Here is a 23,149-nt window from a genome sequence, read left to right on the forward strand (position 1 = left end):
GAACACCTAAAGCATAAAGAACGTTTGCTTTGTTTCGCGCCAAGTCTGCACTACTTTGGCGAGTCCGAACCTCCCCACCCCCCTCACCAGGGGCAATGTCGAAGCCAGACCTGAGGAGGAAGAGAGTCGATCCATGCAGGACAGAGCCGCACGAACCCACGACGCCCTGATCCACGCCGCGGCGGTGGAGTTCGACACCCGGGGGTACGAAGGGGCCTCGCTCTCCCGGATCAGCAAGCGGGCAGCCACCTCGATGGGGGCGCTGACCTTCCACTTCGGCACCAAGGGGGAACTCGCCGAAGCGGTGCGGGCGGCCGGCCGGGACGCCGTCGCCCCGGTCGTGCGCGGCGCGCTCACCGCCCCCGCGGCCCCGCTGGAGGCCCTGGCGGACCTGACGGTCGCCCTGGTGCGGCTGCTGGAGCACGACGTGGCCACCCGCGCGGCGGCCCGGCTGGAGCGCGACGGCCCGCCCGGGGGACAGGGCACGCGGCCGGTGCCGGGGTGGGCCGACGGGGTGCGGCTCCTGCTGGAGCGCGCGGCCGCCGCCGGGGACCTGCGGCCCGGGGTGCCGCCGGACACCGCCGCGCTGCTGCTGACCTGGCTGGTCGAGGGCAGCCGGGTGGACCCCGGCGGGGACGCCGGCGGCCACGTCGACCAGGTCTGGGACCTGGTGCTGCACGGGCTGGGCGCGGACCCGCCACCGGGGTGAGCCACGGAGGAGGGGCCCCGGGATCGGCATCCCGGGGCCCCTCCTCCGTGTCCCGCACGGTCCGTCACGCCGCCGCGGCCAGCTCCCGCTGCACGTCCGCCAGCGAGCGGTTCTTCGTCTCCGGCACCTTGCGGACCACGAAGACGACGGCGCCCGCGGACACCGCGGCGAAGAACCAGAACACCCGGTTCTCCCCGACCAGATCGGCGGCCGGCAGGAACATCTGCCCGACCACGAGGTTGGCCGCCCAGTTCACCAGCGCGCACACCGCGCCGCCACGCGCCCGGGACTCGGGCGGGAACAGCTCCGCCGCCAGGATCCAGAACACCGGACCGAGCCCGACCGCGAAGGCGGCCACATAGCCGACCATGCAGACGAGCGCCGTCGCGTTGGTCACCGGGCCCGACGGCAGACCGAGCGCCACCCCCAGGGCGACCAGGGCCAGCGCCATGCCGCCGAGCGAGAACAGCAGCAGCGGACGCCGTCCGGCCCGGTCGATCAGCGGCACCGCGGCGACGGTCGCCGCCACGTTCACGGCACCGATCACCACCGAGTACGTGATGGAGTCCGCAGCGGGCAGCCCGGCCCGGGACATGATGCTGGGCGCGTAGTAGATGACGCTGTTGATGCCGCCGAACTGCTGCACCGCCGCCAGCGTCACCCCGATCACCAGCGCGGGCCGGGTACCCGGGGCGCTCAGCGACCCGGCCGGTGTGCGAGCCGTCCGCCCGCGCAGCCACTCCGGGCTCTCCGGGATCGCCAGCGTGCCCAGCAGCATCGCCACGGACGGGACGAGACCGACGGCGAACATGGCCCGCCAGTCGGCGCTGCCCGCGAACCAGAGGTTGATCAGGTACGACACCAGGATGCCCACGGTCAGCAGGATCTGGTTGGCCGTCACCAGGCGGCCGCGCAGCCGGGGCGGGGCGATCTCGGCGAGGTACAGCGGCACCACCGTGGACGCGCCGCCCACCGCGAGGCCGAGCACCGCGCGGGCGGCGAGCAGCATCGCGAAGCCGTTCGCCAGCACCGCCGCCAGCAGCCCCACCGTGAAGGTCAGCGCGATCGCCACCAGCACCTTCTTGCGCCCGAACCGGTCGGCCGGCCGTCCGCTGCCCAGCGCGCCCACGGCGGCGCCCAGCAGCAGCGCCGAGATGACGGCGCCCTCCTCGAAGGAGTCGAGCCCGAAGTCGGTCCGGATGAACAGCAGGGCACCCGAGATCACTCCCGTGTCGAAGCCGAACAGCAGTCCGCCGAGCGCGACGACGGCGGTGCTCAGGCCGAGCCGGGCGGGCGGGGGGCCGTCAACGGCGGGGGTGGCCGGGGCGGCCGGTGGGTGGGGGGCGTCGAGCATCGTCGTCTTCCTCGGCTCGGGGTCGGTGGAGGGGGTGGGACGGCGTGTCAGGCGCGGGTGAGCAGCAGCCCGGGGTCGTTCAGGAGGGCCGCGGTGTCCGCGAGGACGCGGGAGCCGAGTTCGCCGTCGACGAGCCGGTGGTCGAAGGACAGGGCCAGGGTGGTGACCTGGCGCGGGACCACCTTGCCGCGGTGCACCCAGGGGCGTTCGCCGATGGCGCCGAGCGCGAGGATCGCCGACTCCCCGGGGTTGAGGATCGGGGTGCCGGTGTCGATGCCGAACACGCCGATGTTGGTGAGGGTCACCGTGCCGCCGCGCAGCGCCGCGGGCGGGGTCCGGCCCTCCCTCGCCGTGGTGGTCAACTCCTCCAGCGCGGACGCGAGTTCGGGCAGGGTCATCCGGTCGGCGTCGGGGACCGTGGGGACCAGCAGACCGCGCGGGGTGGCGGCCGCGACGCCCAGGTTGATCCGGTGCTTGAGCACGATCTCCTGGCGCTCCTCGTCCCAGGAGGCGTTGATCTCCGGGTTGCGTCGCACGGCGACCAGGAACGCCCGGGCCGCGAGCAGCAGCGGGCCGACCCGCAGCCCCGCCATGTCCGGGTGCCGCTTGAGCCGCCGGACCAGTTTCATGGTCCGGGTGACGTCGACCGTCACGAACTCCGTGACGTGCGGCGCGGTGAAGGCGCTGGCCACCATGGCCCGTGCGGTGGCGCGGCGGACCCCGGTGACGGGGACGCGGGTCTCGTGGCCGGCGGGGGCGGCCTCGGGGGCGGTGGCCGCGGGGGCGGAGCCCGCGGTGGGCTCGACGGCCTCGGCCGGGGGCTGCGGCACCCCGGACCGGTCGGCCCCGGCCGCCGTACGTACATCCGCCCGCGTCACGTCCCCGCGGGGCCCGGTGGGCACGACCGCGGCCAGGTTCACACCCAGCTCCTTGGCGAGCTTGCGCACCGGCGGTTTGGCCAGCGGGAGGGCGGCTGCCACCGGCGCCGCCGGGCCGCTCCCGGCACGGCGCGGGCGGCGCCGGGAGGCGGAGTCGGGCGCGGCGCCGTAGCCGACCAGGACCGGGGTGCGGGCCGCCGGCTCGGACACGGGCGCCGGTTCGGCCGCGGCTGTCGTCGCCACCCTGATGATGGGCGTGCCCACGTCCACCGTGGCGCCCTCGGGGAAGCACAGCTCGTGCACCACCCCGTCGTAGGGGATGGGCAGTTCGACCGCGGCCTTGGCGGTCTCGACCTCGCACACCACCTGCCCGTCCGTGACGCGGTCGCCGGGCGCGACCGACCAGCGGATGATCTCGGCGTCCTGGAGGCCCTCGCCCACATCGGGCATCCGGAACTCCCGCAGGGCGTTGTCCGTCATCGTCTGCCTCTCCTCAGTACGCGAGCGCGCGGTCGACGGCGTCGAGCACGCGGTCGATCCCGGGGAGGTACTCCTCCTCCAGCCGGGACGGCGGATACGGGGTGTGCCAGCCGCCGACCCGCAGGACCGGCGCCTGGAGGTGGTAGAAGCACCGCTCGGTGACGTGCGCGGCGATCTCCGCGCCCGCGCCGAAGAACACCGGGGCCTCGTGCGCGACCACCAGCCGCCCGGTGCGCCGCACCGAGTCCTGGAGGGTGTCGAAGTCCAGCGGCGAGACCGACCGCAGGTCGACGACCTCCAGCTGCCGGCCCTCCTCCTCGGCCGCCACGGCGGCGGCGTCCAGGCAGGTGCGCACCATCGGCCCGTAGGCGGCCAGGGTCAGGTCGGTGCCCGCGCGGACCACCTGCGCCCGGTGCGCCGGGGCCGCGGGGGAGGCGGTGTCCACCTCGCCCTTCTCGTAGTAGCGGCGTTTCGGCTCGAAGAAGATCACCGGGTCGTCGCAGGCGACGGCCTCCCGCAGCATCCAGTAGGCGTCGGCGGGGGTCGCCGGTGACATCACCCGCAACCCCGCCACGTGCGCGAACAGCGCCTCCGGGGACTCGGAGTGGTGCTCGACCGCGCCGATGCCACCGCCGTAGGGGATGCGGATGACGACCGGGAGCCTGACCTTGCCCAGGGAGCGGGCGTGCATCTTGGCCAGCTGGGTGACGATCTGGTCGTAGCCGGGGAAGACGAAGCCGTCGAACTGGATCTCCACCACCGGGCGGTAGCCGCGCAGCGCGAGGCCGATCGCGGTGCCGACGATGCCGGACTCGGCGAGCGGGGTGTCGATCACCCGGGCCTCGCCGAAGTCCTTCTGGAGGCCGTCGGTCACCCGGAACACCCCGCCGAGCCGGCCCACGTCCTCCCCCATGACGAGGGTCTTGGGGTCCTCGGCCAGCACGTCGCGCAGCGCGGTGTTGAGAGCGGTCACCAGCGTCATGCGGGTCGCTGTCATGGATCAGCCCTCCTCGGCGAAGGACGCCTGGTAGGCGGCGAACTCGGCACGCTCCCGGTCCACACCCGGGTGCGTCTCGGCGTAGACGTGGTCGAAGAGCGCGTCGGGCGCGGGCGAGGGCATGGTCCGTACGCCCTCCCGCACCTGGGCGGCCAGCGCCTCCCCCTGGGCCGAGACCTCGGCGAAGAACGCGTCGTCGGCGGCGCCCTCGCGGCGCAGCAGCCGTTCCAGGCGCAGCAGCGGGTCCTTGGCGCGCCAGCTCTCCACCTCGGCCGCGTCCCGGTAGCGGGTCGGGTCGTCGGACGTGGTGTGGGCGCCCATGCGGTAGGTGAACGCCTCGATCAGATACGGCCCCCGGCCCGCGCGGACATGGTCCAGCGCGGCCCGGGTCACGGCGAGCACGGCCAGCACGTCGTTGCCGTCCACCCGCACACCGGGGAAGCCGAAGCCCTGGGCGCGCTGGTACAGCGGCACCCGGGTCTGGCGCTCGTTGGGCTCGGAGATGGCCCACTGGTTGTTCTGGCAGAAGAACACGACCGGCGCGTCGTACACGGCGGCGAAGTTGAACGCCTCGGCGACGTCGCCCTGGCTGGCGGCACCGTCCCCGAAGTAGGCGACGACCGCGTTCTCCGAGCCGTCCTTGGCCATGCCCCACGCGTAGCCGGTGGCGTGCAGGGTCTGCGAGCCGATGACGAGCGTGTAGAGGTGGAAGTCGTGCGCGTCGGGGTCCCAGGCGCCGTTGTCCACGCCCCGGAACAGCCGCAGCAGCGCCAGCGGATCCACCCCGCGCCCCAGCGCGACGGCGTGCTCCCGGTAGCTCGGGAACACCCGGTCGCGCTCGGCCAGCGCCCGCACCGACCCGACCTGGGCCGCCTCCTGCCCGAGCAGCGAGGGCCACAGCCCGAGTTCGCCCTGCCGCTGGAGCGTGACCCCCTCCGCGTCGAAGCGGCGGGCGAGCGCCATGTCCCGGTACAGGGACCGCAGTTCACCGGCGTCCAGGTCGATCGTGTACTCCGGGTGCGGCACCCGCCGGCCGTCGGGGTCGAGCAGCCGTATGCCGTCGCCGCTCATCGCCCGCCGCCGATGCCGAGCCCGTCCATCGCCGCCGCCACGGCCTTGACCAGGGAGGAGGCCCGCTTGTCGTCGGGGCCGAGCGCGATGAGCCGGTTCATCACGTACGACACCCCGGCCGCCGCGCGCGGCCAGGCCTGGTTGGCGGAGCCGCCGGCGCCGTCGTGGCCGAAGGAGTCGCCGTCCACGGTGGGTCGCGGGTTGGTGCGCAGCCGGTAGCCGCCGCCCCCGTACACCATCGGTACCCCGATCAGCTGGTCGACCTTGCTGACATAGGGGGCGCGGGCCTCGTCCAGCAGCCGGCGCGACAGCAGCAGGGGCGGCTCGTCGGCGGGCCGGGCCGCGTCCTGGGCGAGGGCGCCGTACAGCGTGGCGAAGCCGCGGGCGGAGCCGTAGGCGTTGGCCGCCGGGATGAGACCGAAGCGGCGGGCCGGGCGGTTCCAGATCTCCTCGTCCTCGGGGAAGGGGACCGGGTTCTGCCAGATCCGCTGGGTGAGCGGGTCCTCGCTGGTGAAGTAGCCGGTGAACTGGTCGCGGAAGCCCGTGCCGTACTCGGTGCGGGCCACCCGGGACTCCTGCTCGGGGGTGATGCCGAAGGAGACGTCGACGCCGAGCGGCCCGGCCACCTCCTCGGCGAAGAACCGGTCCAGGCGCCGGCCGTCGGCCCGCCGGATCACCTCGCCGATGATCCACCCGGTCGCCCACGGCCCGTACAGGATCCCCTCGGCCCGCGGATCGGCCTCCGGCTCCTGGTCGGCCAGCAGCTTCGCCATGGCCTCCGGGTCGCTCAGGTCGTCCTGGGAGAGCGGGGCGGCCACGGCGGGCATCCGCGCGGTGAAGGTCACCACCTCCCGCACGGTGATGCCGGCCTTGCCCTTGGCGGCGAACTCCGGCCAGTAGTGGGCGACCGGCTTGTCCAGCTCCACCACACCCCGGTCGACGAGCACCAGCAGCGCGGTCGCCAGGATGCCCTTGCTGCCGGAGAACACGAGCTGGAGCGTGTCGCCGTCCCAGGCCCGCCCCGTGGTGGGATCGGCGGGACCGCCCCACAGGTCGACCACGAGTTCGCCGTCCAGCGTCACGGCGAGGGCGGCGCCCTGCTCGTCGCGCTCGGCGAAGTTGCGGGCGAACTCCTCCCGGACGGACTCGAAACCCGGAGCCACATGGCCGGATACGACGGTTTCCGATGATGTTTCGCTCGACGTGACGTGTGCGGACACGGTTGCGGACATGGCAGATCTCCGATCGACAGATGAGTTCGGTTGCTTCAGCTCGGGCGGCTGCTTCAGCTCGGGTGGCTGCTTCAGCTCGGGTGGCTGCTTCAGCTCGGGTGGCTGCTTCAGCTCAGGCGTTGCTTCCGCTCAGCCGGTTGCGGCAGCTCAGGCGTTGCTTCGGGTCAGGCCGGGACGGCCGTGAGGGCCGGGAGGGTCAGCCGCAGCGCCTCCTCGGCCTCCCCGCACACCGCGCCGACGTAGTCCCGGATCCGCGGCCGGCCCTGCGCGGCGGCGCCCCCGTGCGGACCGACGACCACGGTGTAACCACCGGCGGCGCGCCCCGCGAGCAGGCCCAGCTCCGCGTCCTCGAAGACGATCGCGGCGCGCGGGTCCACGCCGAGCCGGGCCGCGGCCAGCAGGTAGCCCTCCGGGTCGGGCTTGCCGCGGGCCACGTCGTCGGCGCTGACCAGCACCCGCGGCAGCGGCAGCCCGGCCGCGGCCATCCGCCGCAGGGCCAGCTCCCGGCCCGCCGAGGTGACCAACGCCCAGCGCTCGGGCGGCAGTTCGGCCAGCAGTTCGGCCGCCCCCGGCAGGGCGACCGTGCCCCGGGTGTCGGCGATGTCCTGCGCCACCAGCCAGGCCGTCTCCGCCGCCACGTCGGTGCCCGGCGGGGCGTGCTCGGCGACCGTCTCGGCGGTGCGCTGCCCGTGCGCGCCGGCCAGGATCACGGCCGGGTCGAGACCGTGGCGCTCGGCGAACCTGTGCCAGGTCCGCTCCACCGCCGCGGTGGAGTCGATGAGCGTGCCGTCCATGTCGAACAGCAGCGCCTGCGCTGTCACTACGATGGCCATGTCCCCGCCGTTCCTGCGTAGTCGGTGCGACGGCCGTACGCGCGCTCCGTCAGCGCCCGCAGCCGTCCCAGGTCGGCGGCGAGCCGGTCCGGGTCGCCGCCGCGATGGTCGTTCTCCAGCACCAGCGCCCGTACGGGCACGGCGTGTTCGGCCAGGGCCTCGAGGGTGCCGGTGACATCGCCGTCACCGTCGCCGAGCAGCGGGGTGCCGCCCCCGGCGTCCGGGCCGTCCTTCACATGCACCTGGTCGGCCAGCAGCCGGCCGGCCCTCGCCACCAGGGCCCGCGGATCCACCCCCGCGGCACGGGGGTTGTAGGTGTCCAGGAGCAGCCGGAAGGCGGGCGACGCGACCTCCTCCGCGAGCCGCAGCGCCGCCTTCGGGGCGAGGGTGTTCTCACTGGCCAGCAGCAGACCGCGGGCGTGGGCCCGCCCGGCGGCGGCGCGCAGCACCTGTGCGGTGCGCAGCAGCGCGCGCTCGCTGTCGATCGCGCTGCGCCGGAAGCTGGGCACGAAGACCAGCGGCGTCCCCAACTCCTCGGCCGTGTCCAGCAGTCGGGCCAGTACGGCACGGACCCGGCCGGCGTCGAGGGTGCCCTCGGCGGCGGTCAGCCCGATGTCGTTGAGCACGTTGGCGGCGAGCCCGAGGGGAGCCACCCCGGCGGAGCGGGCGGTGCGGGCCAGCCGTGCCGGCCGCCCCGGGGCGTCCAGCCGGGGGCCGCGCCCGGGCCCGCCCAGGTCGAACTGGAGCCCGGGCACCCGGTGTCGGAAGGCCAGGTCCACCGCCGCCTCGCCGCGCACCGGCAACCGCCAGTCGGCCAGGGCGATCCGCGGTGCCTCGGACACGGCACTCATGACGGCTCACCCATCCGCACGGCCATCTTGACGAGCCGCCGCCCGGAGACGATCCGGTCCGTCGAGGTGGCGAGCCGGGCCAGCAACGGCACCGCGCCGGGCAGGTCGACGACATGCGTCACCAGGTCCCGGTAGCGCTCGGGCGCCCGGCACAACTCGGCCGCCGCGTACCGCAGATGCTCCCCGGCCACGCCCCGGTGCCCCAGGATCCGCACCTTGTGCCCGCTCGCCGTGGCGAACCGGGCGACGTACGGCGGCTGCGGGCGGCCCGCGCGGTTCGCGGCCCGCACCTCGGTCAGGTCGGCGCCCGGCACCCGGTCGCTGGCTGCGGACCGCGGGAGCCCGCCGACCAGGTCCACCACCGTGTCGGTACCGGCCGCCGCCTCCAGCGCGAGCTCCAGAGCGGGCAGGGTGGCCGGGGCCGGGGTGGCGATCAGCACCGCGAGGGGGCCGTCGCCGAGAGCGCGCGCCAGCCGCTCGGCCGACAGGCCGTCGGACAGCAGCCGTACGTCCGCCGAGTGCGGGGCGCAGTTGCTCCAGACCAGGCCGGCGGGGGTGTGGTGGACGTGCACGGTCCGCACGTCGGGGCCGTACCAGCGCCGGGCGGTGCGCACGGCCAGGTGGCCGACCGTGCCGTCGCCGAACACCAGGAGGGTGCGCGGGCGGTGCTCGCCCAGGGCGAGGGCCGCGTACCGGGCCACCGCGAGCGGCTCGACGAGCGCGCCGAGCACTCCCGGCGGGACCTCGGGGAGCGGCAGGACGAGTCCGGCGCGGACGGCGGTGGCCGGGACGAGGGCGCGTTCCTGGAGGAGGCCGTCGACGTTGTGGCCCAGCAGGAAGGAGTCGTCCTCGGGGTGGGTGGGGTTGACGACCACGGGCACGCCGGGGTGCAGCGCGGGGTCCTGGACGTCCTCGCCCACGGCGACGATCCTGGCCACGCCCTCGTGACCGATGACCGGGGCGCCGTCGTCGCGGATGCCCCGGAGCATCTGGAGGTCGGTGCCGCAGACGCCGGCCACCATCGGCGCGACGAGCACGTCACCGGGGCCCGGGTCGGGCGTGGGGCGCGGCGAGTAGTGCAGGCCGGCCTCGTCGCGGACCACGGCGTAGTGGGCCCGCGCCGGGCGGGTGCGGCGGGTCGCGTGGTTCCCCGCGCCGGTCACGGTGCCTCGCAGCGCACCGATGCCCGCGCCGATCAGGCCGTTCGCCTCACCCGGCGCGCAGACGGTGACGCGGTCCGTCAGCCACCGCGGGGCGAGGTCCGAGGTCAGGTAGAGGCCCTCCTCGGCGAAGTGGCGGTCCAGGGAGGCCTTGTAGTGGCGGCCCAGGCCCGTCGCCACGCCGCCCGTGACGGCCAGGTCGTCCAGTTCCGGGTCCAGGGACAGGGCCGTGCGCAGGACGTCGGCCACGGGCGCTGTCGCCGCGTCCAGGAGCTCGGCGGCCAGCGGGTCGCGGTGGTCGAGGGCCGTGGCGAGGGCCTCCTCGAAGGAGGTGCCCCCGGCCATGGCCCGGCCCAGCGACGAGGCCTGCCAGCGGTCCGGGGCGCGGTCCCGCAGGACGTCCGCCATGCGGCGCAGCCCGGGGCCCGAGGAGTAGGCCGCCACATGCCCCGGACGACCGCAGTCGCAGGTCAGCTCGACGTCGTGACCCGCGAGCCGGGTGTACGCCGGCAGATGGCCGACCTCGCCCTGAAGACCGCAGGGGTCGGTGGCGATGGCCCCGGTCCGCAGGTCGATCGTGCGGCAGGCGATGCCCGAACTCACCGTCAGCAGCAGGACCTTGCGGCGCCCGTGGTGGCGGGGGTGCGAGGCGTAGTGGAGGAGCGCCGCCGTCACGTCGTTCAGGACGTGCCACTCCACGTCCGGGCGCAGGGCGCCCAGCGCCGCCGGCAGGTCCAGCGGTGTCGTCTCGTCGCCGAACAGCGGTGCCGAGCCGTAGACCGTGCCGGTGCGCTGGTCGAGGGCGGCGCCGAAGGAGAGGGCGGCCACCGGGGCGGGACCGGCCGGGACGGCGTCGCAGATCGCGCCGAGCAGGCGGCCGCGCAGCTCCTCCAACGGCATCCCCGGGTGGCGCAGCCGACTGGGGGAGGGCGTGTCGGTCACCTCGCCGAGACCCTCCTCGGGTGACCAGCGGGCGTGGCGCACATGGGTCCCGCCCACGTCGAGGACGGTGATCGGGCCTCGCGTGCTCACGGGGCCGACCCGTCCGTCCGGTCCGCGTAGGCGTGGACGAACTCCAGCGCGCGGGTGAGCTCGGCCGGCGTCACGTCGTTGACGAAGACGCAGGAGCCGATGCCGTCGGTGAGGGGGAGGCGCTGCAGGCCGTCCCGGTGCTTGACCGCGTCGGCGAGACCGACCTGGAGGAGTTCGGGGGTGAACACGGGGTGGGTGAGGGGGAGTCCGGCGGCGGCGATCAGGGCGAGCGCCCGGTGCGCCTCGGCCGGGGACAGGTACTGGCGGTTCGCCGCGAGGGCCACGCACACCGCCATGTCGACGGCGACGGCCTCGCCGTGCAGCAGCGGCGGGTCGGCGCGCAGCTCCAGGGACGGGCTGAAGGTGTGGCCGTAGTCCACCGAGCGCTCCAGCACGCTCTCCCACAGGTTGGGCTCCAGCTCGTCGAGCATGCCGGCGATGGCCCGGGAGACGACCTCGCTCATGTCCGCGCCGCAGTCCGCGAGGGTGTCGCTGGAGATGTGCGCGACGGTCTCCTCCAGGAGGCGGAACAGGTCCGCGTCCTTGATGAGCGCCATCTTGATGATCTCGGCGAGGCCGTTGGCGATGTGCCGCTGCGGCACCGTGCGCAGGAACTCGGGGTCGATCAGGGTGACTTCGGGCGCGAAGTAGGTGCCGAGGCGGTTCTTGTGGGTGCCGTGGTTGACCCCGGTCTTCACCCCGACGCCCGCGTCCACCTGGCCGACGAGGGTGGTGGGCACCCGTACGTAGGGGGCGCCGCGCCGGTAGAGGCTGGCGGCCATGCCGACGACGTCCATCAGGACACCGCCGCCGACCACGACCACGCGCTCGGTGCGGCGCAGGATGCCCATCTCGGTCATGGAGCGGGTCACCTCGACGACCTGCTCCAGGGCCTTGGTCTCCTCGTCGCCGGGCATGACCAGCCAGGTCGCGTCGGTCTGCCAGGCGGTGAAGTAGGCCCGCAGGGCGGTGCCGTACAGGTCGTCGACCACCTTGTCGACGACGATGAGGGCGCGGACGCCGCCGCGGTTGTCGGCGCCCACGGCCTTGGCGAGCGCCGGGTTGGCGGGGTTGAGCAGCCCCCGGGTGAGGGACACCTCGTAGCCGACGGGCTGCTGGGCCTGGACGTACCAGGTGAGGTCCGGGGGGCGGGGTATGTCGAAGGCGGTCGTCAGCCGCGACGGCCGGTTCGTCGTGATCTCGGTCATGTGCGGTTCTCTTCCTCTGCGGGCTTGGGCATCGGGGAGGGGCATCGGGGCCGGTGGGCGGACGCCGGGGCGGGTGCGGGGGTGTGGGGGGAGGGGGGAGGGAACCTGCCGCGGTCGGCCGCGCGAGGGTGGGGGCGGCCGGGTGCGGAGTGGGTCGTCCCCGCGACGCCGGGCCGGGGATCGCCCGGCCCGGCGTCGACGGGATGGTCCGGCGGGGGTCGCCCGCCGAAGTCGGTGCCGGCGCGACTCAGGCCTCCGGGGCGCCCATCGGCTCGGGCAGGGCGTCCAGCTCGGCGAGGTCCTGCGCGGTGAGCTCGACGTCCGCGCCGCCGGCGTTCTGCTCCAGGTAGCGCTCGGTCTTGGTGCCGGGGATCGGGACCACGTACTCGCCCTTGGCCAGCAGCCAGGCCAGGGCGACCTGGGCGGTGGTGGCGCCGTGACGGCCGGCCACGGCCGCGACCGCGTCGACGATCGCCTTGTTGTGCGCGAACGCCTCGTCGGTGAACCGCGGCTGGGTGCTGCGCCAGTCGTCCTTGGGCAGGTCGGCCGGCTTGCTGAAGGCACCGGTGAGCAGACCGCGGCCGAGCGGCGAGAACGGCAGGAAGGCGATGCCCTGCTCGACGGTGTAGGGCAGGACGTCCGCGAACGCGTCCCGGGTGAACAGGGAGGCCTCGGACTCCACCGCCGCCACCTCGTGCACGGCCTGGGCCGCCTTGATCTGCTCCAGCGTCACCGCGGACAGTCCCAGCGCGCGCACCTTGCCGGCCGCGACCTGCTCGGCGAGGGCGCCCCAGCTCTCCTCCAGCGGGACCGTCGGGTCCACGCGGTGCAGGAAGTACAGGTCGATGTGGTCCACGCCGAGCCGCTGAAGGCTCGCGTCCACGGCGGCCGACAGGTGCTCGGGACGCCCGTTGAGGCCGAGGCCGTTCTCGTCGACGACCAGGCCGCCCTTGGTGGAGAGCACGGCCTCGTCCCGGCGGCCCTTGAGCGCGCGGCCGACCAGCTCCTCGTTGGTGAACGGGCCGTACACGTCCGCGGTGTCGATCAGGTTGACGCCGAGGTCGAGGGCGCGGTGGATCACCTTGACCGAGGCGTCGTCGTCCCAGCCGTGCGGGTCGTAACCGAAGGACATGCCCATGGTGCCCAGGCCCACGCGGCCTACGACGGGACCGTTCTTGCCCAGGGTGGTGGTACGCATTGTCAACTCCATTGTTGTTGAGGGGGGTTGGGGATCTGGGGGATCGAAGGGATCGCGGGGATCCGGGGGAGGGAAGGTCAGGGGAGGCGGACCGACTGGCGGTGGCGGAAGACGTCACCGGGGTCCCAGGCGCGCTTGACCTGCTGGAGGCGCGCGTAGTTCTGCTTCCAGTACAGGTCGTGCCAGGCCACCGAGGACCGGTTGTACGCCGGGTCGGAGAGGTCGCCGTCGGGGTAGTTGATGTAGCAGCCGTCGGTCACGTCGTTCGGGACGGGGACCCCGCCGGTGGCGCCGTACACGGCGCCGAACGCCTCGCGGACCCAGCCGACGTTCTTCGCGTCGTCGGCCTTGTCGTACCAGCGGCTCTCGAAGTTCACCTTCATGATCGCGTCGCGCTGGGCGACCGCCGTCGCCGTCGACGACACGCTCGCGATCCTGCCGCCCGAGGCGGACAGCACGATCCCGGTCATGGTGCTCGGCTTGTCCGTGCTGGTCAGGTGGGCGTACATGGCGTCGATCTGCGCCTTCGGGGTGCGCCGGCGCAGATGCGCCGACTTGTGGCAGCCCCGGGTGGTGGGGTCCAGCTGGGTCGGCGAGATCGCGCCGATGTACTTGGTGCCGCGCAGCCACGGCATCAGCCGGGTGCTGGTGTACTGCGAGTCCAGGACGCCGTCGTGCCGGACGGTCGCCGAGGACAGGCCGAGGGCCGCGTCCATCCCGGCGAGGAAGCCGGACAGGACGTTCGCCGCGTCCGGCAGCGAGGCGTCGAGCTGGACGACCGCGCCCATCGAGCCGCTGTCGCGGTGGTTGAGCATCAGCCAGGAGTACAGCGAACCGGCCGTCGTGCCCGGGGTGTTGTGCTCCTCGAACCAGGTGCCCCAGTAGTCGACCAGGCGGCTGAAACCGTCCTGGGTGACCTTCTCCCAGGGCCAGCCCGCCAGCGTCAGGAAGATCTTGGAGGGCGCCTTCGGCAGCAGGGCCGCGGGCGCCCCGGTCGCCCCCGGGGTGCGGAACCAGAACGCGGTCACCACCCCGAAACTGCCGCCCCCGCCCCCGGTGTGCGCCCAGAACAGGTCGCGCAGCGCGGAGTCGGCGGAGTCCCGGGCGGCCACCACGCTGCGCGCCGTGCCGGAGGCGTTCACCACGACGACCTCGACCGCGTACAGATGGTCGACGGTCAGCCCGTACTGCCGGGACAGGTTGCCGTAGCCGCCGCCGGTGACATGGCCGCCGACGCCCACGCTGTGGCAGATGCCGGCCGGGATCGTCACACCCCAGCCCTCGTACAGCGCCTCGTAGACGTCGAGGAGGGTGGCTCCGGCGCCGACCTTGAAGGCGTTCATCGAGGTGTCGAACGAGACCGCGTTCATCAGGCCCATGTTGATGTTGACCTTGACGTCCGCGTTGAAGACGAAGTCCTCGAAGCAGTGGCCGCCGCCGCAGACGGACAGCCGCTTGCCCGCGGTGACCGCCTCCTGCACCGCGGCGACCACCTCGGCGGTCGTCCGGGGCAGCACGACCTTGTCCGGACTCGACGTCCACCGCTGGTTGTTGCCGGATATCAGGTCCGGGTAGCGGCTGTCGGACGGTGTCACCGCGACGGCCGAGGGAGCCGCCTCCCGCGCCGCGACGCCGGCGGCACGGGCGTACGGTGCCGTCGCGAGGCCTCCGCCGGCTGCGGCCGTGAACGCGATGCCGGAGCCGAGTCCGACGAACCGCCGTCTGTTCAATTCACCCATCATTGACCCCCGTTGAGAATTCGCTCGACGCCGTTCGGAGAATCGGGAACGCGTACGCAAGGAATACACGGAAAAAGTGCGAGAGGTATGCGGTGGCGCCCGGCGGATGGTGCGGCCGACGGCGCCCCGACGGACTCCATCTCAACAGCACCGGCACCCGGAATGCCAACCCGTCACGGCGACTTCGGCATGTTCGCCGACTTCTCCAACTCGCCCTTGTCGGCGGCTCGCCGGGGCGCCGAGGCTACCGGCCAGGCCGGGTGACACAGCCCGGCACAGACGCGTCCGCCCCGGGGCGGACCGAGCCCGAACGGAGCCCACTGTGAGCACACTTCCCGGAGCCCGGGCCGTCCATCACATCGCCTACACCGTGCCCGACCTGGACCAGGCGGTGAGCTTCTTCGTCGATGTCATCGGCGCCGAACTCGCCTACCGGCTGGGGCCGGTGGAGGACACCGAGGGCGACTGGATGACCCGCAAGCTCGGCGTCCACCCGAACGCCTCGGCCCAGATCGCGATGCTGCGCCTGGGGCCGGTGACCAACCTGGAGCTGTTCGAGTACACCTCCCCCGACCAGGACCGCCGGCAGCCCCGCAACAGCGACTGGGGCGGCCACCACTTCGCCCTGTACGTCGACGACGTCGACAAGGCCGTCGCCTATCTGCGCGAGGTCCCCGGGGTGACCATTCTCGGTGAGCCGGAGACCATCACCGACGGCCCTATCGCGGGCGATCGCTGGGTGTATTTCGTCACGCCCTGGGGTCTGCACATGGAACTCATCAACATGCCCGAAGGAATGCCGTTCGAGGAGACGACCAGTACCCGGCTCTATCTCCCCGAGGGGAATTGGGACGCGCACCGCGGCGATGCCGTGGACGAGTCCGTCAACAGCAATCCGTTCAACCGGAACGTCATTCAGGAATTCCGCTCGAACGACGGTCGAGTCGCCGACTTCGGCGATGTCCCGCTGCTGCTGCTCAGCACCACGGGCCGGCGCAGCGGCGTGGTCCGCACCACCCCGCTGGTGCACCTGGAGCACGAGGGCCGGCACATCGTCTTCGCCGCCAACGGCGGGGCCGACAGCCACCCCGCCTGGTACCGCAACCTGGTCGCCGCCGGCACCGGCACGGTCGAGCTGCCCGGCGGCCGCCGCTTCCTCGTACGGCCCGAGCCGGTGCCCGCGGCCGAGCACGAGGAGCTGTGGCGGCTCCAGACCGCCCAGGACCCCAACTTCGCCCAGTTCCGGGGCCGTACGGGCCGTGACATCCCGGTCGTCGAGCTGGTCCCGGTCGACTGAGACGGCCGTCCGAGCGAGCCGCAGGAAAGAGGAGACACTGTGCCGGAGACCGTAGCCACCAAGGAGTTCCGGGCCGCCCGGGACTTTCTGCTGGCCCACCGCGAGGACTACACCGCGGCCTGCGAGGGCTTCGCCTGGCCGCGCCCGGAGCACTTCAACTGGGCCCTGGACTGGTTCGACGTCATCGCCGAGGGCAACGACCGCACCGCCCTGCACATCGTGGAGGAGGACGGCGGCGAGACCCGGCTGTCCTTCGCCGAGTTGTCCGAGCGTTCGGACCGTATCGCCGTCGGACTGCGGTCGGCCGGGGTCCGCGCCGGTGACCGGGTCCTGGTGATGCTCGGCAACCAGGCGGAGCTGTGGGAGACCGCGCTGGCCGTGATGAAGCTGCGTGCGGTGCTCGTCCCGGCCACCCCGCTGCTCGGCCCGGCGGATCTGGTCGACCGGGTCGGCCGAGGCCGGGTGCGGCACGTGGTCGTACGGGCCGAGGACACGGCCAAGTTCGACGACGTGCCCGGCGGCTACACCCGGATCGCGGTCGGTGGTGCCCCCGAGGGCTGGCTGCCGTACGACGAACTGCGCACGGCCGGCGCCGACTTCGTCCCCGACGGGCCCACCCCGGCGGACACCGCCCTGCTGCTCTACTTCACCTCCGGCACGACCAACCTGCCGAAGCTGGTGGAGCACAGCCATGTGTCCTATCCGATCGGGCACTTGGCGACGATGTACTGGATCGGGCTGCGGCCCGGTGATGTGCATCTGAACATCTCCTCGCCGGGCTGGGCCAAGCACGCCTGGTCCAACCTCTTCGCGCCGTGGAACGCGGAGGCGACGGTCTTCATCCACAACTACACGCGGTTCGACGCGGGTCGGCTGATGGCGGAGATGGACCGGGCGGGGGTGACGACCTTCTGCGCCCCACCGACGGTGTGGCGCATGCTCATCCAGGCCGACCTCGGCCAGCTGCGGACTCCGCCGCGTGAGGTGGTGGCGGCCGGGGAGCCGTTGAACCCGGAGGTGATCGAGCAGGTGCGGCAGGCGTGGGGGGTGACGATCCGGGACGGCTTCGGCCAGACCGAGACGGCCGTGCAGGTCGCCAACACCCCCGGCCAGCCGCTGAAGACAGGCTCGATGGGCCGCCCCAGCCCCGGCTACACGGTGGAACTCCTCGACCCGGTCTCCGGGGCGCCGGGCGCGGCCGAGGGCGAGATCGCGCTGGACCTCTCGGCCCGGCCGGTGGGTCTGATGACCGGCTACCACGGTGACGCCGACCGTACGGCGGAGGCGATGGCCGGCGGCTACTACCGCACCGGGGACATCGCCTCCCGGGACGCGGACGGCTACCTCACCTACGTCGGGCGGGCCGACGACGTCTTCAAGGCGTCCGACTACAAGATCTCCCCCTTCGAGCTGGAGAGCGCGCTGCTGGAGCACGAGGCGGTGGCCGAGGCGGCGGTCGTGCCGGCGCCGGACGAGCTGCGGTTGGCGGTGCCGAAGGCGTACGTGGTGCTGGCGCAGGGCTGGGAGCCGGGCCCGGACACCGCGAAGGTGCTCTTCGAGCACTCCCGGCAGGTCCTCGCCCCCTACAAGCGCATCCGCCGGCTGGAGTTCGCGCCGCTGCCCAAGACCGTCTCCGGCAAGATCCGCCGCATCGAGCTGCGCGAGGCCACGGCCGCGGGCTCCGACGCCGAGTACCGCGAGGAGGACTTCCGCTGACCCGGCGCCCGCCCGCACAGCGCACTGCGGCCGTCACCCCGCTCGGGTGACGGCCGCAGCGCGCTGCCCCCGGGCGGCGGGGGATCGTGGCCGGTACGCGCCCGTCCTCGGCCCCCGCCGGACCGCTGCGGCTCGCGCCGGTTCTCGGGTCGGGCGGGGGTGCGGCCGGGCGCGGGTCTTGCGGGGGTTGTGCCTGTGCCGGTCACGCCGGGCGGTGCCTGGGCTCCGGGGCCCGCCGGGTTGCGCCCGGTTTCCGGCCTCGGAGGGTCGTGCTTGGGGTCCAGCTCCGCAGGGTCGCGCCTGCTCTTCTGTCTCGCAGGGGCGTGCCCGGCTTCTGGCCTCGGAGGGCCAGGTCTGGGCTCCGGCCTCGCCGGGTCGCACCCGGCCTCCGGCCCGCCCCGCCCTCCGGAACCGCCGCGTCACACCCGACCTCCGGCCTCGCAGAACCCTGCCCAGCCTCCGGCCCCGCTGGATCACACCCGGCCTCCGCCCCCGCCGGGTCCCACCCGCCCTCCGCCCCGCCCAGCCGCCCACAGGCTGCTGTCTCGCGGGCGCGGTTGGTGTGGGGCGGTGGTGTCGGGCGTGGGGTGGGTCAAGGAGTCGGTGTAGTCGGGTGTAGGTGGCGCAGGGTCCACAGCAGGGGGACGGTCAGGGCGCAGATCGTGGCGCCTGCCAGGGGGAGGCCTGTGACGCCGTAGCGGGCGCCGTACCAGCCGGCGATGGCCGAGCCGGCTGCGATGCCGGCGTTTCCGGCCGAGGCGCCGAGGGTGGAGGCCAGGTCGCCGGCCGGGCCCGCCAGTTCGATGGTGCGCAGTTGCAGCGCCGGGGCCAGGCCGAAGCCGAACAGTCCGAACACGGCCAGGCAGACGGCGACGGCGAGGGGCTCGGAGCCGACGGCGTAGAGCACCGCGAGGTCCGCCGCGAGCACCACGCCGGCCACCCGCAGGGTGGTGCCGGCGTCCCGGTCGGCGAAGCGGCCGCCGGCCAGGGTGCCCACGGTGCCGGCGGCGCCGAAGACCAGCAGGTACCCGCCGACCGCGCTGCCGGAGACGCCGGTGACCTTCTGGAGATAGGTGCCGAGCAACGTGAACACGGTGAACTGGCCGCAGAACACCAGGACCGCCGTGAGCAGGGCGAGCAGCGGGGGTGCGGTCAGCAGGTAGCGGGTCTGGGCGCGCAGCTCGCCCTGCCCGCTGTTCTCGACCTGCGGTATCACCGCGAGCGTCAGGCCCAGCGCGACACAGGCCAGCACCGCGATCCCCGCGAACACCGACTGCCACGGCAGGACGTGGCCCGCGTACGTGGCCAGCGGTACGCCGAGCAGGTTGGCGGCGGCGATGCCGCCGAAGACGACGGCCACCGCACGCCCCTTGCGCTCCGGCCCGACCAGGCTCGCGGCGGCGGCCGAGGCGACCCCGACGAACAGCCCGTGCACGGCCCCGGCGACCGCGCGTGCCACCACCAGCACGGCGAAGGAGGCGGCGAGCGCGGCGAGCGCGTTGGCGGCCGCGTAGACCGCCAGCGCACAGCACAGCAGCAGCCGGCGTGGCACCCGGATGGTCAGCGCGGTCAGCGAGGGGCCGCCGACGCAGACCCCGAGCGCGTACGCGGTCACCAGCAGACCCACGGCGGTGACGGAGACGTTCAGCCCGTCGGCGATCCGGTCCAGCACGCCGACGGCGACGAACTCGGCGGTGCCCACCACGAACGCGCTCAGGCCCAGGACGCCGAGCGGCGCCCGGTGCGCGGGTGGTGGTCGGTGGGGTGGGCGGGTCTTGACCAGATGAGTGGTGGCGACGGTCCGGGACGCGGCTGACACGGCTGACTCCTTCGCAGTCGTACGAGGACTCCTACGTCTGCAAGGACATCAGCGAGGTGGGTCCCCTGTCGCTGTCGACTGCCCCAAGTAGCTCTGGGTTCAAGGGAGTTGGGGGAGTCGACAGCGACCGGGGGTCAGACGGCCGTGGCGCCGCCGTCGACCGCTATCGCCGCGCCGGTGACGAACGACGAGCGCTCGGAGCAGAGCCAGACGGCGGCCTGGGCCACCTCGGCGGGGTCGGCCATGCGCTTCTGGAGCGTCTCGTCCTCGAAGCGTTCCTTCAGTTGCGGCAGCTCCTGGATGACCTGGTCCATCATCTCGGTGCGGGTGCTGCCGACCACCAGGGCGTTGATGCGGATGCCGCGCTGGGCGTACTCCGCGGCGGCGGCCCGGGTGAGTCCGAGGACCGCGTGCTTGGCGGCCACGTACGCCGCCGAGGCGCCCGTCGCCCGCTGTCCGGCCACGCTGGAGGTGTTGACGATCGTGCCGCCCCCGCCCTTGAGCAGCTCGGGGATCTGATGGGACAGGCAGTTCCAGACGCCGCGCACGTTGACGTCCATGGTCCGCTCGTAGACGTCCCCGTCCATCTCGTGCAGCAGGGTGCCCGCGGTGGCGAACCCCGCGTTGTTGAAGGCGCAGTCGAGGCGCCCGAAGGTGTCGACGGCGGCGCGTACGACCCGTTCGACGTCCTCGGCGCGGGTGATGTCGCCGGGCACGGCCAGGGCCCGTCCGCCGGCGCCGGTGATCTCCTCGGCCAGCTCCCGCAACCGCTCGTCGCGCCGGGCCGTCACCACGACGGCCGCACCCTCCCGCGCGAACAGCCGTGCGGCGGCGGCCCCGATCCCGCTGGAGGCGCCGGTGATCATGGCGACCTTGCCGGCCAGCGCCGGTGACGTGAGGGGTGCCGAAGGGGTGTCGCTCATACCGGCACCGCCTCGCTCGCCCAGAAGGTGTGGTCCGTCAGCTCCGCGTCGACGGTCCGCAGCAAGGTCTCGTCGATGGCGTCCAGCGAGTCCACGAGGTGGCGCACGCCCGCCTCCCGCATCAGCCGGGGCTGGAAGCTGTGCGCGAAGTCCGTGGGGTGCCCGATGAACCCGGTGCCCAACTCCCGTGCCGCGTCGGCGACCCGGGCCACGTCGTCCACGAACACCGCCTCGTCGGGCCGGAGTCCGAAGAGCTCGGTGGTGATCTCGCGCAGCCCCGGCCGGAAGTCGTTGGTGCAGACGTAGCGGGGCCCGTCGAACAACTCGGCCCAGTCACCGAGGAACCGCTCGAAGTGCTCGGCGCCCAGACCGCCGTAGCACACCGTGCGCAGGCCCAGGGCGCGCAGGCGCTCCACGAGGGCGATCGCGCCCGGGGTCAGGGTGACCGGGTGGTCGAGGAGATAGGCGTCCCGCTCCTCGAAGTAGGCGGCCAGCGCCTGTTCACCGGTCATGTCGCCGGGCAGCGCGGCGGCCATGTTGCGCCCCGCGACCCGCTGCGGTCGGGAGAAGACCGAGCGTTCCAGCTCGGCCGTGTACCGGCCGCCGTTGCGGGTGATGAAGCGGTGGATCACCGGGCTGAACGTGTCGTTCAGCAGTACTCCGTCGATATTGAGGGCCGCGAGTCTCAGGCGGCCGAAACCGCTCGGGGCAGGCGTGGGCAGGGACATCAATCCTCCGTGAAACGGTCAGGCCGCCACGTGCGCACGGTCCGCGCCGGTCTCGGTGCGGGCGACGATCGTGGGGACCGCGATGCCGGGCAGGAGCAGGCGCCACATCCTCGTGACGCGCTCGATCAGGTCGGTGCGGCCGCTGGCCACCGCCGAGAACATCTGCATGCCGGTACACGCCTCGACGATGAACTCGCCCACCTCGTCCGGTTCCACCCCGGGCTGCAACTCCCCGCGCTCGTGCGCGTCCCGCAGGCAGTCGGCCATGATCCCCGCCCAGGCGCGGTACGGGGCGGCTTCCTGGAGTCCGAAGGACGCCTGCTCGTTGGTCAGGCGGACACCGGCCCGCAGCAGGGGGTCCTCCTGGAGCCGGCGGGCCCAGGTGACCGTGATGTCCACCAGGCGCTGGAGGCCGTGGGACTCCAGCAGCGGGACGATGGTCTCGGGCTGGCTGTTCATCACCGCCCGGGCCAGGCCCTCCTTGGACTCGAAGTGGAAGTAGAGCGCTCCAGCGGTCAGTTTGGCGCGCTTGAGGATCCGGTTGATGCTCGCCCCGGCGTAGCCGAACTCGTCGAAGACCTCGGCGGCCGCCAGGAGAAGCGTCTCCCGGGTCTGCACTGCGCGTTCCTGCTTTGCGCCGGTCATGGCTGCACCTCCCAAGAAGTAGAACGTTCCTTATGTTATCGGCCGAAGGGTCCGCCCTGGCAACCCTTCGGTCTGGGGAGATCTGCTAGGAGTCTACTTGAGTTGACTCGCCGCTGAAGAATCCTTTGCCTGTACTTGGTGTTTCAAAACAGAACGCTCTTTATGTTGTTGAAGGCGTTCTGGAGACGCCTTCACACATCCGAACTTTTTGGGGGAAGCATGTCCGGAGTGTTCCAGCAGGAGTTGGCGGGTCCCGTCATGGCCGTGCACCAGAACCATGTGCACAAGACCAACGGCGCCGAGGTCCTGCTCTCGTCGTGGCGGGTCCTGGGCCGCGACTCCTACCGCGTCTCGGCCCACTGGCCGCGGGCCCACTCCTTCTACCACCCGGTCCACGGGCTCCACGACCCGCTGCTGCTCGCCGAGTCGGTCCGCCAGGCCGTGCCTCTGCTCTCCCACGTCGCCTACGGCGTCCCCTTCGGGCACCGCCAGGCCTGGGAGCACCTGCACTTCGACCTCAACTCCGTCGCGATGATGGTCACCACCGCCCCGGCCGAGGTGGACCTGCACATCACCTGCTCCGACATAGTCCGCCGCGGCTCGCGGCTGGCCGCGCTGACCATGGCCGTGGACGTCGTGCTCGCCGGACAGCGGCTGGGCACCGCCCGGACCCGCTTCAACAACCAGCCGCCCGTCGTCTACCAGCGCCTGCGCGGACGCTACGCCGACCTCGCCCGCGCCACCGCCGACGCGCTGCCGCCGGGCCCGCCGGTCGCACCGGAGCTGGTGGCCCGCACCCGCCCCGAGGACGTGGTGCTCTCCGCCACCGACGACCGGCCCGGACACTGGCAGCTGCGCGTGGACCTCGCCCACCCCGTCCTCTTCGACCACCCCGTCGACCACGCCCCCGGCATGCTCCTGCTCGAGGCCGCCCGCCAGGCCGCCCACGCCGTGACCGACCGTCCCTCGACGGTCGTCGGGATGGAGACGGAGTTCACCCGGTACGCCGAGTTCGACGCGCCCTGCCATGTCTGGGCGGACCTGCTGCCCTCCGACCCGCAGGGCCGGCGCCGGGTCCTGGTCACCCTGGAACAGAACGGTCTGCGCATCTTCTCCGCCGACGTCACCCTGGAGACCGCCGCCGCCCTGTGACACCACGACGCGAGGGGTGGGGGGCCCCCCGGGGGGGCCCCCCCCCCCCCGGCCCGGGCGGGGGCGGCGCCGCCCCCACCCCCCCCCCCCCCCCCCCCCCCGGGGCCCCCGGGAGCGGCCCGCCCCC

Annotated in this window: 18 protein-coding genes and 1 pseudogene; 4 read left to right on the forward strand and 15 right to left on the reverse strand. The window is 73.4% G+C overall.

The window, feature by feature from the left end:
- Nucleotides 1-133 precede the first annotated feature (133 nt).
- The gene (locus ACH41F_RS00105) at nucleotides 134-709 is read left to right on the forward strand and encodes a TetR family transcriptional regulator (RefSeq protein ID WP_398831788.1); all 576 of its coding nucleotides are present in this window, start codon (nucleotides 134-136) and stop codon (nucleotides 707-709) included.
- A gap of 64 nt (nucleotides 710-773) precedes the next feature.
- Here ACH41F_RS00105 and ACH41F_RS00110 read toward each other — a convergent pair whose 3' ends face one another.
- The 11 genes and pseudogenes from ACH41F_RS00110 to ACH41F_RS00160 all read right to left on the reverse strand — a co-directional run bounded on the left by ACH41F_RS00110 (nucleotide 774) and on the right by ACH41F_RS00160 (nucleotide 14,733).
- Nucleotides 774-2,063: an MFS transporter gene (locus ACH41F_RS00110; RefSeq protein ID WP_391241292.1), complete on the reverse strand. Its 1,290-nt coding sequence runs from the start codon at nucleotides 2,061-2,063 to the stop codon at nucleotides 774-776.
- Nucleotides 2,064-2,110: 47 nt separating this feature from the next.
- A complete protein-coding gene (locus ACH41F_RS00115; RefSeq protein ID WP_398831792.1) occupies nucleotides 2,111-3,421 on the reverse strand; it encodes a dihydrolipoamide acetyltransferase family protein in 1,311 nt (436 codons plus the stop codon).
- A gap of 13 nt (nucleotides 3,422-3,434) precedes the next feature.
- Nucleotides 3,435-4,418, reverse strand: a complete 984-nt coding sequence (locus ACH41F_RS00120) for an alpha-ketoacid dehydrogenase subunit beta (protein ID WP_398831794.1) — start codon at nucleotides 4,416-4,418, stop codon at nucleotides 3,435-3,437.
- A 3-nt stretch (nucleotides 4,419-4,421) separates the two neighbouring features.
- A complete protein-coding gene (gene pdhA, locus ACH41F_RS00125) occupies nucleotides 4,422-5,624 on the reverse strand; it encodes a pyruvate dehydrogenase (acetyl-transferring) E1 component subunit alpha (protein WP_391241486.1) in 1,203 nt (400 codons plus the stop codon).
- A pseudogene (locus tag ACH41F_RS00130) lies at nucleotides 5,609-6,721 on the reverse strand (serine hydrolase domain-containing protein); the annotation flags it as partial. The pseudogene ACH41F_RS00130 and the gene pdhA, both read right to left, overlap by 16 nt.
- 164 nt (nucleotides 6,722-6,885) lie before the next feature.
- Nucleotides 6,886-7,554, reverse strand: coding sequence for an HAD-IA family hydrolase (locus ACH41F_RS00135; protein ID WP_391241301.1), 669 nt, complete (start codon nucleotides 7,552-7,554; stop codon nucleotides 6,886-6,888).
- Nucleotides 7,542-8,405 (reverse strand): sugar phosphate isomerase/epimerase family protein, encoded by an 864-nt coding sequence (locus ACH41F_RS00140; RefSeq protein WP_398831796.1) that lies wholly within the window; start codon nucleotides 8,403-8,405, stop codon nucleotides 7,542-7,544. Before ACH41F_RS00140 ends, ACH41F_RS00135 begins: the two co-directional genes overlap by 13 nt.
- Entirely contained in the window at nucleotides 8,402-10,597 is a 2,196-nt protein-coding gene (locus ACH41F_RS00145) for an ROK family protein (RefSeq protein ID WP_398831798.1), read from the reverse strand. The genes ACH41F_RS00140 and ACH41F_RS00145 overlap by 4 nt, the downstream gene beginning before the upstream one ends.
- Nucleotides 10,594-11,805, reverse strand: a complete 1,212-nt coding sequence (locus ACH41F_RS00150) for an iron-containing alcohol dehydrogenase (RefSeq protein ID WP_391241310.1) — start codon at nucleotides 11,803-11,805, stop codon at nucleotides 10,594-10,596. The genes ACH41F_RS00145 and ACH41F_RS00150 overlap by 4 nt, the downstream gene beginning before the upstream one ends.
- 247 nt (nucleotides 11,806-12,052) lie before the next feature.
- Complete coding sequence (locus ACH41F_RS00155) at nucleotides 12,053-13,003, reverse strand: aldo/keto reductase (protein ID WP_391241313.1); 951 nt, start codon at nucleotides 13,001-13,003, stop codon at nucleotides 12,053-12,055.
- 77 nt (nucleotides 13,004-13,080) lie between these two features.
- Nucleotides 13,081-14,733 carry an FAD-binding oxidoreductase gene (locus ACH41F_RS00160; protein WP_398831802.1) on the reverse strand — a complete coding sequence of 551 codons (1,653 nt, stop codon included), beginning with the start codon at nucleotides 14,731-14,733 and terminating at the stop codon, nucleotides 13,081-13,083.
- 331 nt (nucleotides 14,734-15,064) lie between these two features.
- Between ACH41F_RS00160 and ACH41F_RS00165 the strand changes: the two genes are divergently transcribed.
- Both ACH41F_RS00165 and ACH41F_RS00170 read left to right on the forward strand, forming a co-directional pair.
- Nucleotides 15,065-16,039: a nitroreductase/quinone reductase family protein gene (locus ACH41F_RS00165; RefSeq protein ID WP_398831804.1), complete on the forward strand. Its 975-nt coding sequence runs from the start codon at nucleotides 15,065-15,067 to the stop codon at nucleotides 16,037-16,039.
- Nucleotides 16,040-16,078: 39 nt separating this feature from the next.
- Nucleotides 16,079-17,755, forward strand: a complete 1,677-nt coding sequence (locus ACH41F_RS00170; RefSeq protein ID WP_398831806.1) for an AMP-binding protein — start codon at nucleotides 16,079-16,081, stop codon at nucleotides 17,753-17,755.
- Between the two features lie 592 nt (nucleotides 17,756-18,347).
- On the opposite strand, the gene ACH41F_RS00175 is transcribed toward ACH41F_RS00170, so the two are convergent.
- The 4 genes from ACH41F_RS00175 to ACH41F_RS00190 all read right to left on the reverse strand — a co-directional run bounded on the left by ACH41F_RS00175 (nucleotide 18,348) and on the right by ACH41F_RS00190 (nucleotide 21,870).
- A complete protein-coding gene (locus ACH41F_RS00175; protein ID WP_398831807.1) occupies nucleotides 18,348-19,574 on the reverse strand; it encodes an MFS transporter in 1,227 nt (408 codons plus the stop codon).
- A 134-nt stretch (nucleotides 19,575-19,708) separates the two neighbouring features.
- A complete protein-coding gene (locus ACH41F_RS00180; RefSeq protein WP_391241329.1) occupies nucleotides 19,709-20,497 on the reverse strand; it encodes a glucose 1-dehydrogenase in 789 nt (262 codons plus the stop codon).
- Nucleotides 20,494-21,225: an HAD family hydrolase gene (locus ACH41F_RS00185; RefSeq protein WP_398831810.1), complete on the reverse strand. Its 732-nt coding sequence runs from the start codon at nucleotides 21,223-21,225 to the stop codon at nucleotides 20,494-20,496. The genes ACH41F_RS00180 and ACH41F_RS00185 overlap by 4 nt, the downstream gene beginning before the upstream one ends.
- 18 nt (nucleotides 21,226-21,243) lie before the next feature.
- Nucleotides 21,244-21,870: a ScbR family autoregulator-binding transcription factor gene (locus ACH41F_RS00190; RefSeq protein WP_398831813.1), complete on the reverse strand. Its 627-nt coding sequence runs from the start codon at nucleotides 21,868-21,870 to the stop codon at nucleotides 21,244-21,246.
- Between the two features lie 219 nt (nucleotides 21,871-22,089).
- Between ACH41F_RS00190 and ACH41F_RS00195 the strand changes: the two genes are divergently transcribed.
- On the forward strand, nucleotides 22,090-23,022 hold the full coding sequence (locus tag ACH41F_RS00195) for a ScbA/BarX family gamma-butyrolactone biosynthesis protein (RefSeq protein ID WP_391241338.1): 933 nt from the start codon (nucleotides 22,090-22,092) through the stop codon (nucleotides 23,020-23,022).
- Nucleotides 23,023-23,149: the final 127 nt, after the last annotated feature.

The organism is Streptomyces sp. NPDC020489, assembly GCF_044386545.1.
Lineage (GTDB): Bacteria > Actinomycetota > Actinomycetes > Streptomycetales > Streptomycetaceae > Streptomyces.

Bases quoted from the DNA above. Each gene is read 5' to 3' on its own strand.
- ACH41F_RS00105 (WP_398831788.1), top strand. From the start codon at position 134: ATGCAGGACAGAGCCGCACGAACCCACGACGCCCTGATCCACGCCGCG.
- ACH41F_RS00110 (WP_391241292.1), bottom strand. From the start codon at position 2,063: ATGCTCGACGCCCCCCACCCACCGGCCGCCCCGGCCACCCCCGCCGTT.
- ACH41F_RS00115 (WP_398831792.1), bottom strand. From the start codon at position 3,421: ATGACGGACAACGCCCTGCGGGAGTTCCGGATGCCCGATGTGGGCGAG.
- ACH41F_RS00120 (WP_398831794.1), bottom strand. From the start codon at position 4,418: ATGACAGCGACCCGCATGACGCTGGTGACCGCTCTCAACACCGCGCTG.
- ACH41F_RS00135 (WP_391241301.1), bottom strand. From the start codon at position 7,554: ATGGCCATCGTAGTGACAGCGCAGGCGCTGCTGTTCGACATGGACGGC.
- ACH41F_RS00140 (WP_398831796.1), bottom strand. From the start codon at position 8,405: ATGAGTGCCGTGTCCGAGGCACCGCGGATCGCCCTGGCCGACTGGCGG.
- ACH41F_RS00150 (WP_391241310.1), bottom strand. From the start codon at position 11,805: ATGACCGAGATCACGACGAACCGGCCGTCGCGGCTGACGACCGCCTTC.
- ACH41F_RS00155 (WP_391241313.1), bottom strand. From the start codon at position 13,003: ATGCGTACCACCACCCTGGGCAAGAACGGTCCCGTCGTAGGCCGCGTG.
- ACH41F_RS00180 (WP_391241329.1), bottom strand. From the start codon at position 20,497: ATGAGCGACACCCCTTCGGCACCCCTCACGTCACCGGCGCTGGCCGGC.
- ACH41F_RS00185 (WP_398831810.1), bottom strand. From the start codon at position 21,225: ATGTCCCTGCCCACGCCTGCCCCGAGCGGTTTCGGCCGCCTGAGACTC.
- ACH41F_RS00190 (WP_398831813.1), bottom strand. From the start codon at position 21,870: ATGACCGGCGCAAAGCAGGAACGCGCAGTGCAGACCCGGGAGACGCTT.
- ACH41F_RS00195 (WP_391241338.1), top strand. From the start codon at position 22,090: ATGTCCGGAGTGTTCCAGCAGGAGTTGGCGGGTCCCGTCATGGCCGTG.